The organism is Butyricimonas muris (assembly GCF_046365375.1).
Classification (GTDB): domain Bacteria; phylum Bacteroidota; class Bacteroidia; order Bacteroidales; family Marinifilaceae; genus Butyricimonas; species Butyricimonas muris.
Map to the genome: position 1 here is coordinate 146,372 of NZ_JBKEIT010000012.1, position 13,627 is coordinate 159,998.

The 13,627-nt window shown below is 46.4% G+C and carries 11 protein-coding genes; 4 read left to right on the forward strand and 7 right to left on the reverse strand.

Features of this window, described 5'->3' with window-relative positions; translation table 11 throughout:
• Positions 1-22 precede the first annotated feature (22 nt).
• The 3 genes from ACK8P8_RS18550 to mutL are packed head-to-tail and all read left to right on the forward strand — an operon-like array spanning position 23 to position 3,337.
• Entirely contained in the window at positions 23-1,111 is a 1,089-nt protein-coding gene (locus ACK8P8_RS18550; protein WP_292267913.1) for a lysylphosphatidylglycerol synthase transmembrane domain-containing protein, read from the forward strand.
• A gap of 23 nt (positions 1,112-1,134) precedes the next feature.
• Complete coding sequence (locus tag ACK8P8_RS18555) at positions 1,135-1,443, forward strand: hypothetical protein (protein WP_099290919.1); 309 nt, start codon at positions 1,135-1,137, stop codon at positions 1,441-1,443.
• 10 nt (positions 1,444-1,453) lie between these two features.
• On the forward strand, positions 1,454-3,337 hold the full coding sequence (gene mutL / locus ACK8P8_RS18560) for a DNA mismatch repair endonuclease MutL (protein WP_369859761.1): 1,884 nt from the start codon (positions 1,454-1,456) through the stop codon (positions 3,335-3,337).
• A 3-nt stretch (positions 3,338-3,340) separates the two neighbouring features.
• Here mutL and ACK8P8_RS18565 read toward each other — a convergent pair whose 3' ends face one another.
• Positions 3,341-4,693 carry a redoxin family protein gene (locus tag ACK8P8_RS18565; protein ID WP_099290921.1) on the reverse strand — a complete coding sequence of 451 codons (1,353 nt, stop codon included), beginning with the start codon at positions 4,691-4,693 and terminating at the stop codon, positions 3,341-3,343.
• Positions 4,694-4,843: 150 nt separating this feature from the next.
• Between ACK8P8_RS18565 and ACK8P8_RS18570 the strand changes: the two genes are divergently transcribed.
• Positions 4,844-7,126: an NADP-dependent malic enzyme gene (locus ACK8P8_RS18570; protein ID WP_099290922.1), complete on the forward strand. Its 2,283-nt coding sequence runs from the start codon at positions 4,844-4,846 to the stop codon at positions 7,124-7,126.
• A 77-nt stretch (positions 7,127-7,203) separates the two neighbouring features.
• Here ACK8P8_RS18570 and rpiB read toward each other — a convergent pair whose 3' ends face one another.
• The 6 genes from rpiB to ACK8P8_RS18600 form a co-directional block, all read right to left on the reverse strand.
• The gene (gene rpiB / locus ACK8P8_RS18575) at positions 7,204-7,635 is read right to left on the reverse strand and encodes a ribose 5-phosphate isomerase B (protein ID WP_186974566.1); all 432 of its coding nucleotides are present in this window, start codon (positions 7,633-7,635) and stop codon (positions 7,204-7,206) included.
• Positions 7,636-7,806: 171 nt separating this feature from the next.
• On the reverse strand, positions 7,807-8,496 hold the full coding sequence (gene rprY, locus ACK8P8_RS18580) for a response regulator transcription factor RprY (protein ID WP_099290923.1): 690 nt from the start codon (positions 8,494-8,496) through the stop codon (positions 7,807-7,809).
• A gap of 75 nt (positions 8,497-8,571) precedes the next feature.
• Entirely contained in the window at positions 8,572-10,113 is a 1,542-nt protein-coding gene (locus ACK8P8_RS18585) for a sensor histidine kinase (RefSeq protein ID WP_099290924.1), read from the reverse strand.
• A gap of 185 nt (positions 10,114-10,298) precedes the next feature.
• Entirely contained in the window at positions 10,299-11,324 is a 1,026-nt protein-coding gene (gene ruvB / locus ACK8P8_RS18590) for a Holliday junction branch migration DNA helicase RuvB (RefSeq protein ID WP_099290925.1), read from the reverse strand.
• A gap of 180 nt (positions 11,325-11,504) precedes the next feature.
• A complete protein-coding gene (locus tag ACK8P8_RS18595; RefSeq protein ID WP_099291815.1) occupies positions 11,505-11,945 on the reverse strand; it encodes a nucleoside deaminase in 441 nt (146 codons plus the stop codon).
• A gap of 17 nt (positions 11,946-11,962) precedes the next feature.
• Positions 11,963-13,411, reverse strand: a complete 1,449-nt coding sequence (locus ACK8P8_RS18600) for a tetratricopeptide repeat protein (protein WP_369859760.1) — start codon at positions 13,409-13,411, stop codon at positions 11,963-11,965.
• Positions 13,412-13,627 lie beyond the last annotated feature (216 nt).

A 13,627-nucleotide genomic window follows, 5' to 3' on the forward strand; every position in this document is an offset into this window, starting at 1 on the left:
CCAAAAATAAACGAACGAAGTTATGGCACAGGAGAGCACGGAGGAGAACCGGAAACTAACAAAGAAAATCAGGCCTTACAAGATCATATACCCCATCGTCATCGGTTTGGCGGTGGTATCCTACATGCTATACCGGGAATTCGACCCGAAAGCATTCGACATGATCACCTTCACGTGGAACACCGTGTTCTGGCTGTTCGTGGCTGTGCTCTGCATGGCAATCCGGGATTTCGGGTACGTGGTACGAATCAAAGTACTTTCGGGCGATAAACTCACGTGGATACAATCACTCCGCATCATCTTCCTGTGGGAATTTACCTCGGCGGTCACCCCCTCTGCCATCGGGGGAACCAGCCTCGCCATCCTCTTCGTGCACAAGGAAGGTATCGGCGTCGGGAAAAGCTCGGCAATGGTCATGGCAACCTCCTTTCTCGACGAACTGTACTTTATCATCATGTTCCCGATCATCCTTTTATGCGTGAACCATCAAGCCTTGTGGTATATGCCCGACACGACCAAGGCGGTCGCGGACAGCTTGATCGCTTTCGCGGCCATCGGTTACGGGGTGAAATTAGCCTACCTCCTCATATTGAGTTACGGGTTATTCAAAAATCCCCGGGGCCTCAAATGGTTGATCATGAAATTATTCAAATGGCGGATTCTTCGCAAATGGCGTCACGATGCCAACGAGGCGGGAACCGACATTATTCGTAATTCCCGTGAATTGCGGAAGATGCCCTTCTCCTTCTGGTTAAAAACCTTCGGGGCTACATTCTTCTCGTGGACTGCCCGTTACTGGGTTGTGAACGCCATTCTTGTAGCTTTTTGGTTCGGACGCTATGATTGGGCGCAACATTTTCTTATCTTTGCACGACAACTTGTCATGTGGATCATGATGTTGGTCAGCCCTACACCGGGAGGTAGTGGTTTCGCGGAATTTGTTTTCTCCAAGTATCTCGGGGAATTTCTACCGAGCGCGGGAGTTGCCATCGCGATGGCCATTCTCTGGAGACTCATCAGCTACTACCCTTACCTGTTTATAGGAGCGTTTATCGTACCCAAGTGGGTTGCCCGCAGTTTCGGGAAATCCGCCAAGCAAACGAAAAAATAAACAATTAAAGAGGAGAATAAACCATGGGACTATTTAAACAACCGGAATACAGACGCTTCAATCTGAAACCCCGTTACTGGGACCCCGAAGCGGAAGCCCGTAAAGAACGGGAGAAACGTATCCGTGCCGAACTGGGGCTCGCTGAAAACGGAACGGAATACGTCCCCGACGTGCGTGCCGGATTACAACGGGAATTTAATAAAAAGAGAGCTACACGTCCAAAGGCTGGATTAGGATACTCCACACGTTTGTTTCTCATATTAATTATCCTGCTCATGGTTGCTTTTTATCTGGTGACCTACAAGTTGGATGTAATCATGAAATTCTTCTAGGAGCGCAGGTATGGCAGATGTTATTCAATTATTACCCGATTCAGTGGCAAACCAGATTGCCGCGGGAGAAGTCGTGCAACGTCCGGCTTCCGTCGTGAAAGAATTGATGGAAAATTCCATTGACGCGGGAGCGACAAAGGTTCAGGTAATATTAAAGAACGCGGGAAAAGGATTCATTCAAATCATCGACGACGGCAAAGGAATGTCGCCGAGAGATTCCCGTATGGCATTCGAACGACACGCCACCTCCAAAATCTCTTGCGCCCAAGACTTATTTAACATACGCACCATGGGGTTCCGCGGAGAAGCCCTTGCCTCTATCGCTTCGGTGGCAGAAGTGGAATTACGTACTCGTCGGGAAGAAGACGAGCTGGGAACTTATCTTTTTGTCGCCGATTCCGAGTTAAAGAATCAGGAAAGCATCAGTTGTCCCCGCGGAACGAATATGCTCGTGAAAAACTTGTTTTACACGATCCCCGCCCGCCGGAAATTTCTGAAATCGGACAACACCGAATTGCGTAACATCACGACCGAATTTCTGCGGGTAGCCCTTGCCACGCCCGAAGTGGCATTCACCTTGACAAACAACGGGAATGAAATATATAATCTTCCCGCATCCGGACTACGGCAACGTATCGTGAACGCCTTCGGCAAGGCGATCAATTCCAAACTACTCTCCGTGAATTGCGAAACCGGTATTATCACCATCAACGGTTTTATCTGCGTGCCGCAGCATGCCCGTAAAACTTACGGGGAACAATATTTCTTCGTGAACGACCGCTTCATGAAGCACAACTTCTTCCACAAGGCACTCACGGAAGCCTACGCGGGACTAATCAGCGCAGACATGATCCCCTCGTATTTCTTGTATTTCACGGTAGACCCGTCTATTATAGACGTCAATATACACCCGACCAAAACCGAAATTAAATTTCAGGACGAGAGTGCTATTTTCCAGATTATCCTTGCCAGTGTCAAGGAAGCATTGGGAAAATTCAACGTGATCCCGACCATCGATTTTGATACGGCGGACAAAGTGGACTTCGTGCTACCCGACACCCCAATCGTGCCGAAAGTACCGAAAGTAAGCTATAACCCGAACTATAACCCGTTTAACTACTCCACCTCCATTTCAAAAGAGGATTCGGATTTCGAACAAAAAGCGAGAACGAGCGGAAGCAGCGGGGGCGGTAGCCAACGGGAGTACGAGCACCACCGCAAAGAACAGGTGCCCGCTAATTGGGACGCCCTCTTTGCCGGACTGGAGGATAAACAGGAAGAAATCCAAACCGAAATCCCGGAAATGGCGGAAAAACAGGAAGAGCACGAGGGCGTCATCTCATTCGTGCAAATGAAAGGTCGTTACATCGTGACCCCTGTTCATTCCGGCCTCATGTTTATCGATCAGAAACGGGCACACGAACGCATCCTGTTCGAGCGTTACAAGGAAACATTGTCCCACCAAGCCGCGGGAGGACAGAAAAGCCTGTTTCCCGAAACACTGGAATTATCGGCAGAAGATTTCATGCTCGTGAAAGACATTCTCGACGATCTCATGCTTTTAGGATTCGAGCTGGGAGAATTCGGGAAAAATTGTTATGCCATATATTCTACACCTCCCGACTTATCGACCTCACGAGGGAAAGAAGTTCTGATGAGCCTGATCGAGCATTACAAGAACACGGAAGGTTCCATCCGGGACAAGATGCGGGAACGAATCGCCCTCTCTTTGGCAAAAGCCGCCGCACTGGACTATAACACCCCGCTGGACAGACAAGAAATGAGTGATCTTTTTGACAACCTCTTCTCTTGCCGACACCCGAATTACACGGCCGACGGCAAAACTATCATCCACATCCTGAAAAACGAGGATGTGACCCAGTGGTTCAAATAAAAATCACTTGCTACTTTTCAGATAAGCGCGCAATACCTTCGCCGTTTCGGGATTCGATGGACGGGACATATCTGAATCGATAATCCGCCCGTCGGGACTGATCAGTATAAACCGCGGGATCCCCCGTATCATGTAAAAGTCCATAAAGGAACGATCGCTTCCCATGTACAATTGCACCTCGCCCTTCGGATTCTCCCGTACTCGTTTCTCCCACATGGCACGGTCTTTATCACAGGCAACGGCAATAAACACGATATTCTCGTTCTCGAACTCTTTTTCCAACTTCTCCCAATAAACATTTTCCGCCCGACAGGGTACTCCCCATGTCGCCCACACGTTGATAAAGAGATATTTCCCCCGGAAATCATCCAGTCTGAAAGCCTGCCCCGCCATATCCGTGAACACGAAATTCATAGCCGGTCTACCGGACACGATCTTCATACATCGCTCGTACCCGTCATAGAAACGCTTCCGCATCTTCACGTCTTTCACGTACGTGTCATACGTTCTCAAGATCGTTCCCATGTGTTCGTCCACTCCCGCACCCAACAAATAATTATAAGCGTAATGATCGATCAGAAATTCTATCAACGTACTGTTTGTCAGATTGTGAATCACGTAATCGAATTGTGCCGTCACCCGTTTGTAAGCGTCATACTCCTTCAACCGGGAGGTGCTGATTACCGAAACCAAAGAAGCCATACCCTCTTGGTATTCTTTCAATACCAACAATTTCTCGTCTTCCTTTATAAACCCTTTGACACTGTCAAGATAGGACGTATCGAGTTGATAATCCTTATTCCCCGTGCTCCACGCGTGATACAACGGATAATTTTCCAACACCGTGTAAGCCGAAAATTTTATCCGGTTACGCTCCATCTCCTTGAAAGCCTCGTCAAACTCCATCGTATCCAGATAATAAATCTGTTCTGCCACATGCTCCTTCAGTTGTTGCAAAAACTCTTCCCCATCCAACTCGTACTCGAAGGACTTATTCCTCGATTCCAGACTGTTCAAATAAATTGTTTTGGAAGCCCCGGTGCCCTCGAAACGCGTATTTCCTTTCGCGTGGTCACCGTACACATAAACGACCAATGATTTCCCATCCTCTATAAATAAAGGAATCCGGTCTTTCCCGTACCTCAAAGTGGCATACCCGTTTTCGCCCTCTTGCATGACCAATTTGGCATACCCCATCTCGTTCACGTCTATCACACGCTCGCTTCCGTTCATCACTAACTCCGGTTTCATCCCGGAAGTACCGACCAAATTCAACTCCATGACAGTTTTGCGGGTATTACAACACCACATCAAACAAATCATCACCAACAATATACCACCAATTTTACCCATCATCTAGCCTGCCTAGTTTACAATTTGCTAAATTAATAATAACTTCTTTTAACCTCGATTAATATTTAAACTTTAACTTTTTATTAACATTCGGCACCTTGTTATTTGTATTAAGTCTAAATAGTTTTACAGTTTATTAAAACAAGCAACAACATGAACAAAATGGACAAAAAACAAGCTTTGCATTACCATGCCATGGGACGACCGGGAAAGATAGAAGTCATTCCCACTAAGCCACATAGCACTCAATATGACCTTTCATTAGCCTATTCCCCGGGGGTAGCCGAGCCCTGTCTGGAAATCCAGAAGAACCAGACCGACGCTTACAAATATACCGCCAAAAGTAATCTCGTGGCAGTCATTTCCAACGGAACCGCCGTACTCGGCTTGGGGGATATCGGGGCACTCTCCGGTAAACCCGTTATGGAAGGAAAAGGTCTGTTATTTAAAATATTCGCCGACATCGATGTATTCGATATCGAGGTAGACACGAAAGACGTTGACAAATTCATCGAAACGGTCAAAATGATTGCCCCGACCTTCGGTGGAATCAACTTGGAAGACATCAAAGCTCCCGAGTGTTTCGAAATCGAACGCCGCCTAAAAGAGGAACTGGATATCCCCGTGATGCACGACGACCAGCACGGCACGGCAATCATCTCGGCTGCCGGCCTACTCAACGCGCTTGAACTGAACGGCAAAAAGATAGACACCGTCCGCGTGGTTGTCAATGGCGCCGGAGCCGCGGCAATCTCGTGTGCCCGCCTGTACAAAGCTCTCGGGGTAAAGAAAGAGAACATGCTCATGTGCGACAGCAAAGGAGTCATCTACTCCGGCAGAGCGGGACTCAATGCCGAGAAAGAAGAATTCGCCGTGGAAACTTCCGCACGCACATTGCAAGAGGCTCTCGTCGGGGCTGACATGTTCCTCGGACTTTCCGTGGCAGATATTCTGTCAGAGGAAATGATCCAAAGCATGGCAAAAGACCCGATCGTCTTCGCCTTGGCAAACCCGAATCCGGAAATCAGCTACGAGAAAGCCATTCACAGCCGCCCCGATATCATTTTCGCCACCGGACGTTCGGACTACCCGAACCAGATCAACAACGTACTCGGCTTCCCGTATATCTTCCGGGGTGCACTCGACGTGCAAGCCCGGGGAATCAACGAGGAGATGAAATTAGCTGCCACTTACGCACTGGCAAAACTGACCAAAGAACCCGTGCCCGAGAACGTGAAAATGGCGTACAACGATCCTTCACTGGCATTCGACAGGAATTACATCATCCCGAAGCCTTTGGACGGCCGTCTTATCAGCCGGATTGCACCCGCCGTGGCAAAAGCCGCCATCGAATCGGGTGTTGCACGCAAGGAAATCACCGACTGGGAAACCTATCAGGATCAACTGGAAAAGAGAATGGGACAGGACGAACGTTTGATGCGGAGAATGACACGCAAGGCAAAAACAAATCCCAAACGCATCGTTTTCGCGGAAGGAGCCGACATCAAAACCCTCATGGCGGTACAGGAAATCCTCTCCGAACAGATAGCACACCCGATACTCATCGGCTCCCGCGAAGAGATCAAAGCCCTGCAAAAGCAATACAAACTGGAACTGCCGGAATTCACGATATTCGATCCCGCCCGGGAAACCGAAAGAATAACCCGTTACACCCAGCTTTACTACGAGAAAAGACAACGTAAAGGAGTGACTCTGGAACAAGCCAGAACAGGCATGAAAAACCCGAACTTCATCGGACTCATGATGGTGGAATCCGGTGATGCCGACGGCTTCATTTCCGGTGTTCATTCCGACTATCATGACGTGCTTCGCGCAGCAAAGGATATCATCGGGTTACGGGCTTGCTGCAAATATGCCGTGGGTATGCATATCGTCACGAACAAAAAAGGAACCTATTTTCTGGCTGATACCACGGTAAACAGTCACCCGTCAGCCGACACGCTGGAATGTGTAACCGTCCTGACTTACGAGGCGGTGAAACAATTCAACGTGGAACCCGTGGTGGCACTCACCTCCTATTCTAACTTCGGCGAGTACAAACTGGGAAGCCCGGCACAGATACAAGAAGCCGTGGAAGTCCTGCAACGCAAATACCCGGAGATACTCGTGGACGGGGAGATGTCCGCTTCCGTTGCCTTCAACAAAGAGCTGCGACAAGCCCGCTACCCCTTCTCCCCGTTAGCAGACAAGGATGTAAACACCATTATTTTCCCGAACCTCAGTTCCGGTAGCATCGCCTTGGGCGTACTGCAAGAACTCGGCAACAACGAGATCATCGGTCCCGTGCTATTGGGCTTGAACAAACCCGTGCATATCTTACAAATGGGATGCAGCGTAAGGGACATCGTTTACATGACTACCCTCGCCGTCACCGATGCCCAAAAGGAAACACCGGTGGATATGTGCAGAATTTAATGATTTATGATTTTAGATTTACGATTTATGATTGAAGGAAATACTTGAATCATAAATCGTAAATCTAAAATCACAAATTACTTCACCGGAATCTTCTCTATCCTCCTCTGGTGGCGACCGCCTTCAAAACCGGTAGCAAGAAATGTATCTATTATCGCCTGTGCTTCCTCGTAAGCGATAAAGCGGGCGGGGATACTCACCACGTTAGCGTTATTATGCTGGCGTGCCAAAGCGGCAAGTTCCGTGTTCCAGCATAAAGCGCAACGGATTCCCTGATGCTTGTTCACGGTCATGGAAATACCGTTACCACTTCCACACAACACGATCCCTTTCTCGTGTTCTCCCGCTTCCACGGCAAAAGCCAACGGGTGTGCCGTATCCGGGTAATCCATACTCTCGGTGGAGTGTGTCCCGTAATCTTTTACTTCATGTCCTTTCTCCCGAAGATATTTCACTAATCTCTCTTTGTACTCGTAACCCGCGTGGTCACATGCTATCCCTATTTTCATCTTATTTAAAATTAACGCTACCCCGGTAGCCATATTATACATTCCCTACAAAGGTAAAAAATAGTCACAAATTAACAGGTTGCAAACCACAAGTTTTTTATCGAACTTGTAACCTGCAACCTGTCAACCTGTAACTTAAGAAGGGTTCCTCAAGAACCCTTCTTAATATCATCAAAGAATCAATTTATATCCTTTTCCGTGAACATTGATGATCTCCACTGACGGATCTTTCTTCAAATGCTTACGCAACTTCGTGATATAAACATCCATACTTCTGGCATTAAAGTAATTGTCATCAGCCCAAATATTTTTCAAAGCATAGTTTCTCTCCAGCACTTTATTTACATTCAAGCACAATAAACGGAGCAACTCTGATTCTTTTGTAGTCAGCTTTTGTTCTTCTTCGCCGTCAAACAAAGTTTGTTTCTTGGAATTGAAGGTCAATTTACCAATTTTAAAGATTTCCTGCTCGTCTTCAGGTTTCAACCCGGTTGATCTTCTCAACACGGCCTCGATACGAAGCAACAACTCTTCCATACTGAAAGGTTTGCTCATATAATCGTCGGCACCCAGTTTGAATCCTTCCAACACGTCCTCTTTCATTGATTTAGCTGTCAAGAAAATAATTGGAATTTCGCTATTAATCTGCCTTACTTCTTTCGCTAATGTAAATCCATCTTTTTTAGGCATCATCACGTCGAAAATGCAAATATCAAACGGTTCGTTCAAGAACGTTTCATACGCGATTTCTCCATCCTCACATAAAATAGTTTCAAAACCTTTAGCTCTTAAATACTCTTTAAGAAGCATACCCAGATTGGTGTCATCCTCTGCCAATAAAATTTTAATTTTCTCATCCATAGCTATGTTGTTTTTAATAATTCGTGTTGATTTTCATTATTCTCTTTTCTAATTTGTCTGAAAAAATATACGAAATTAGAAAAATAAGGTTCTCTTTATCTTTTGCTTTTTTACAGTTAATGGTAAAATAATATCAAAACAGCTACCCTTTTCCGGGGAACTTTCCACATCAATCCTTCCACCGTGAGCCTCAACAATTTTCTTCACGTATGACAGTCCCAAGCCGAAACCTTTCACGTCATGCAAATTTCCTGTTGACACCCGGTAGAATCGTTCGAAGATTAGCTTCTGATCTTTCTTAGCAATTCCTATGCCATTATCGATCACACTTATTACAATTTCTTTATCTTTATTACGTGTATAGATGGTAATTTCCGGTGGTTTTACACAATATTTAATAGCGTTATCCACCAAATTGGAAATCACGTTTGTTACATGTACCTCATCCGCCAGCACCTCATCCTGCTCCGCCTCCAAATAAGCCGAAAACTTTCCGCCTTTATCTTCCACGCGCAAACTGAATTTAGGCAACAAATCCTCTATCAGTTGATTCATATTAATATTCTTCAACTTCAGCTTCATCCGGGTTTCCGTGAATAAAGCGGTCTGTAACACACGCTCGACTTGGAAGGTCAGACGCTTGCTCTCGTCGCGGATAATCGTCGCTATCCTATCGACCGAATCCGGAGTATTCGTCACCGCACCGTCTTTCAACATCTGGGATGCTAAAGAGATCGTGGCAATCGGCGTTTTGAACTCGTGTGTCATATTATTAATAAAATCATTCTTGATCACTGACAACTTTTTCTGCCGTACAATGACAATTAGGCAGAACACCCCACAAAAGACAATCACGATCGTGATAATCAATCCCGGCAATATCATCCAGAGCGAACCCGCCGTGTCGGAAGAAGCATCCGGGAATTTCAAGTACAACACGGCAGAATTTACCTCACCCGGGAATATCTTCCGGTTAAAAGTGACATCGGACGCCTGACTCAAAAAATTGGCGGAACTCAATATAAACTTACCATTCTCTTTTATACCGAACTCGAAACGGGAGCGCACACCCGCATCTTTCAACGTATTACCGATAAAACCGTACAGGTTGTCCAAATCCACCCGACCTTCAATCTGATGTTTATCCTCTTTCCCCTCGGGCACTAATTTGTAATCTTCTCCCGTGCGTTCCTTAAGCGCTTGCCGCAATTTCAAAATAGAAGTTTCCAGATTATCCTCTTTAAACTTACTTCCCACGAAATCGCTTATATCCTGCACGTCAGAATCGTCGTCCACCGAAACTAAAGTTGACCCCAACATCAACGCGACATCATTCTTTGACGCCACCAAACGCTTGGGATCGATATACGTGGGTGCATTCAGCACGAGTCCCGACTTTTTTGCCTGCAACAAATTCTGATCCTGCACAAATCTCCCCGACTCTTCTTTCTGGCGGATATAATCGACGACTTCATCCATGGCACGGTTCACCGTGAAAAAGAATTGCTCTCTTTTCACATCGTAAGCCGTCTGGAAGTAACTCGCTTGGAGAATAACCAACCCCAGCAAAGAAATGCCAAACACAATCCCTAATATGATTATCTGTTGCTTTCTCATACATGCAAATTTAACAATTCGATTTTAACAATTAGCACGCTTAATAAAATTTAACTAAACTATAACTATTTGACATTCTATCAATTTTTATCAAATTCATAAAACAACGCCATTTTCAGCACTCGTACTTAACATTTAACATTTGTGAAACTTCTAAAAACTCTCAACGGTTCAACAACTTACACTTAAAAAAGTGTTGCTTGCCAATCATCTTTCCTTCTATCTTTTCTTAAATGCTTATAAGCCAAATCCGTGACCTCTCTACCTCTGGGTGTCCGCTTCAAAAATCCTTCCTTGATCAAAAATGGCTCGTACACCTCTTCCAATGTACCCGGATCTTCACTCACCGCCGTGGCAATCGTGGTCAATCCCACGGGACCTCCCTTGAATTTATCGATAATCGTCAACAATATCTTATTATCCATATCGTCCAACCCGAACTTATCGATATTCAACGCTTCCAAAGCATACGTGGTAATCTCGTGATCCACCACCCCGTTCCCTTTCACCATCGCGAAGTCACGCACCCGACGTAACAAAGCGTTCGCTATACGAGGCGTACCCCGGCTACGGGTTGCGATTTCTTTGGATGCCTGACTCGTGATCTTTGTCCTCAATATGGCGGCAGAGCGCTCCACGATTCCGGTCAACACGTCCAGATCATAATACTCCAAATGGCTGTTAATCCCGAAACGAGCCCTTAACGGGGCTGTCAGCAACCCGCTACGAGTTGTCGCCCCAATCAGGGTAAACGGACTCAATTGAATTTGCACCGAACGAGCCGCGGGCCCCTTATCAATCATGATATCGATCTTGAAATCCTCCATGGCCGAGTACAAATATTCCTCCACGATCGGACTCAACCGATGAATTTCATCAATAAACAACACGTCATTCGGTTCCAGATTGGTCAGCAACCCGGCCAAATCTCCCGGCTTATCCAACACCGGACCGGAAGTAATCTTTATCCCCACACCCAACTCGTTGGCTATAATTGCCGACAGAGTTGTTTTTCCCAACCCGGGAGGTCCATGCAACAGGACATGATCAAGCGATTCACCCCGCATCTTGGCAGCCTGCACGAAAATCTCCAAGTTCTCAACAATTTTCTTCTGTCCCCGAAAATCACCGAAACTCAGAGGCCGTAACGCTTTCTCCAGCTCCTTCTCACCATCAGGTACGCTCCCGTTTCTTATATCAAAACTTCCCATGAAACTAATCCATTTAAGATTTACGATTGTCTTTGCAAATTCGATTGGTAAATGTACAACAAAACAATTGAAAATGGAAAATTGAAAATGGAAAATGAAATTACCCGATCGGAAATCACAGAATCAGTAAATCTTAAATCTTAAAGCTTAAATCATAAATAGCGTTAGCATGCGCACAGGCTACCGTTCTCTTTTTCTTGCAAAAAACTCCTTCACCAAATCCCCGCACTCTTCCGCCAGCACGCCTCCGCTGACTTTCGTCTTCGGGTGCAACACCGAAGGGGTAAGCCGGGCATATCCCCGGTGCGGATCGGCAGCCCCGTAAACCAATTCGCCTAATTGCGCCCACGCCAACGCCCCACCGCACATCACACAAGGCTCCATAGTCACGTAAAGCGTACAGTCATTCAAATATTTTCCGCCTAACATAGATGTTGCCGACGTTATTGCCAACATTTCGGCGTGCGCCGTCACGTCATTCAGCCGTTCGGTTTGATTATGTGCCCGTGCTATCACCCGATCCTTGCATACCACCACGGCACCCACGGGAATTTCCCCTTCCTCTTCCGCCAGTTTGGCCTCTTCCAAAGCTTTCCGCATAAACATCTCGTGCTTATCCATCATACCTATATATTATATCATTTTTTATTCCGAATTTTTACCCATGCGATCCACGTGTAAACCATAAGCACGCCAAGCACCCCTATCGTCGCGACCAACGCGAATATCAACCACCAATTCGTTTCCTCCTGCTTTTGACTCATGGCCTCGATCTCTTGAAGCAACTTCCGATTCTTGTAATTCTGCAACACGTTCCTGTAACGCCCCTCCTCGTTCAACACTTGATACAGATCCATTATCGAATCATGCCGACGGAAAGCCTCGTGCAATTCCGCCTTTCCTTCCAGATGTGCATAATACTCGCACAACTGCTCCAACACATCCATCTGCGCCCGCAGACTTTCCGGCGTCTCCGCCTCTCTTCGACTTACTTGTTCAAGATGCTCCAAAGCCTCCGCCTGTTCCCCGTTATCCCATAAACAACGGGCATAATTCAAATGGTTTTTGAAACTCACTTTGGGTGTCCTTAAGCCTTTCTCCCGGGCATATTGATCATATAAATCTATCGCGGACTTAAAATAAACCAAGGCGGAATCACGCGTTTCCTCCTTCAAAAAAGAGTCGGCAATTCGCCCCAACAACGTATTACGCAGCCCCGGTCGTTTTTCCTCTCTCAATGCCTCTTTCAATATTACCCTAGCCTCCGCGTGTCTTCCCAATCCGGTATAAGCCTCAGCCACCTGTATCCCGTAACGCCCGAGGCCGGCCGTATCCGGCAAATTCTTCAAAACCGCCCCGTACAAACGCAACGCCTCATCGTAACGTCCCAATCTCTTCAAGCTCGCCGCCATTTGCTCGAAAAAGGGACGCACATCTTTTTTATACCTCACTTTTCCCAACAACCGATAAGCCTCTTCATAACAAGTATATTGCTCTTCAAACTCCTCCAACACCCCGTAAAGCGTTGCCTTAAAACACCACATCTCAATCTCCTCCTTCGTGTCCCCCATCCCCCGGTACATCGTTATCGCTTTCTCGATAGCGCCAAATGCCCGTTCAATATCTATCGCCTTGTAAAACCGTGCTTTTAAAAAATAGAACTCCGCCTCTTCCTCCTGTACAAACACCACCTTTGAATTTGCCCTGCCTATAAAATGAATCGCCTCTTCCACGCAATCATCTCGCAACACGAGAGTCCCGTACAGTCGCACCAGTTCCAAAGTCGCTCTGTTCTTCACCTCCCGTGACCCGAGCCGGTTTGCCTCCTGCAAATACTCCTTCGCTTTTTTAAGTTGTTCCGTCTTCATGGAATAATTCGTTCCCGCCACCAATAACACTTTTGCCCGCAGAAACTTAGGCAACTTCGCGGAAGACTCAACCAATGAATCAAACACAGGCGTCATCATGACAGAGTTCTTCAACTCGTCACACAACTCCTCCATTTTAGCTTTCTCGCTTCTCCGGCACCCTTGCAAGATCAAGAAAACAAACAGACCTATAAGCAACAAAATGCCATTTCGTCTCATACTGTATTATTTTCGTAACGGCTACAGACTACTGTCTTCGCGCATCAATACACACGACCGGTATTCATCAGGCTAACCTTTTTACCTGCAAATCCGTAACATCTTATACGGGTGGTAAAAATCTGCATTTTCCTTGACTGATGCAAATTTTCGTCCCTGTTTTTTCATTTTGATATAATTTTATACGTATCTTTATCTGTCAATTAAGTAATCTAT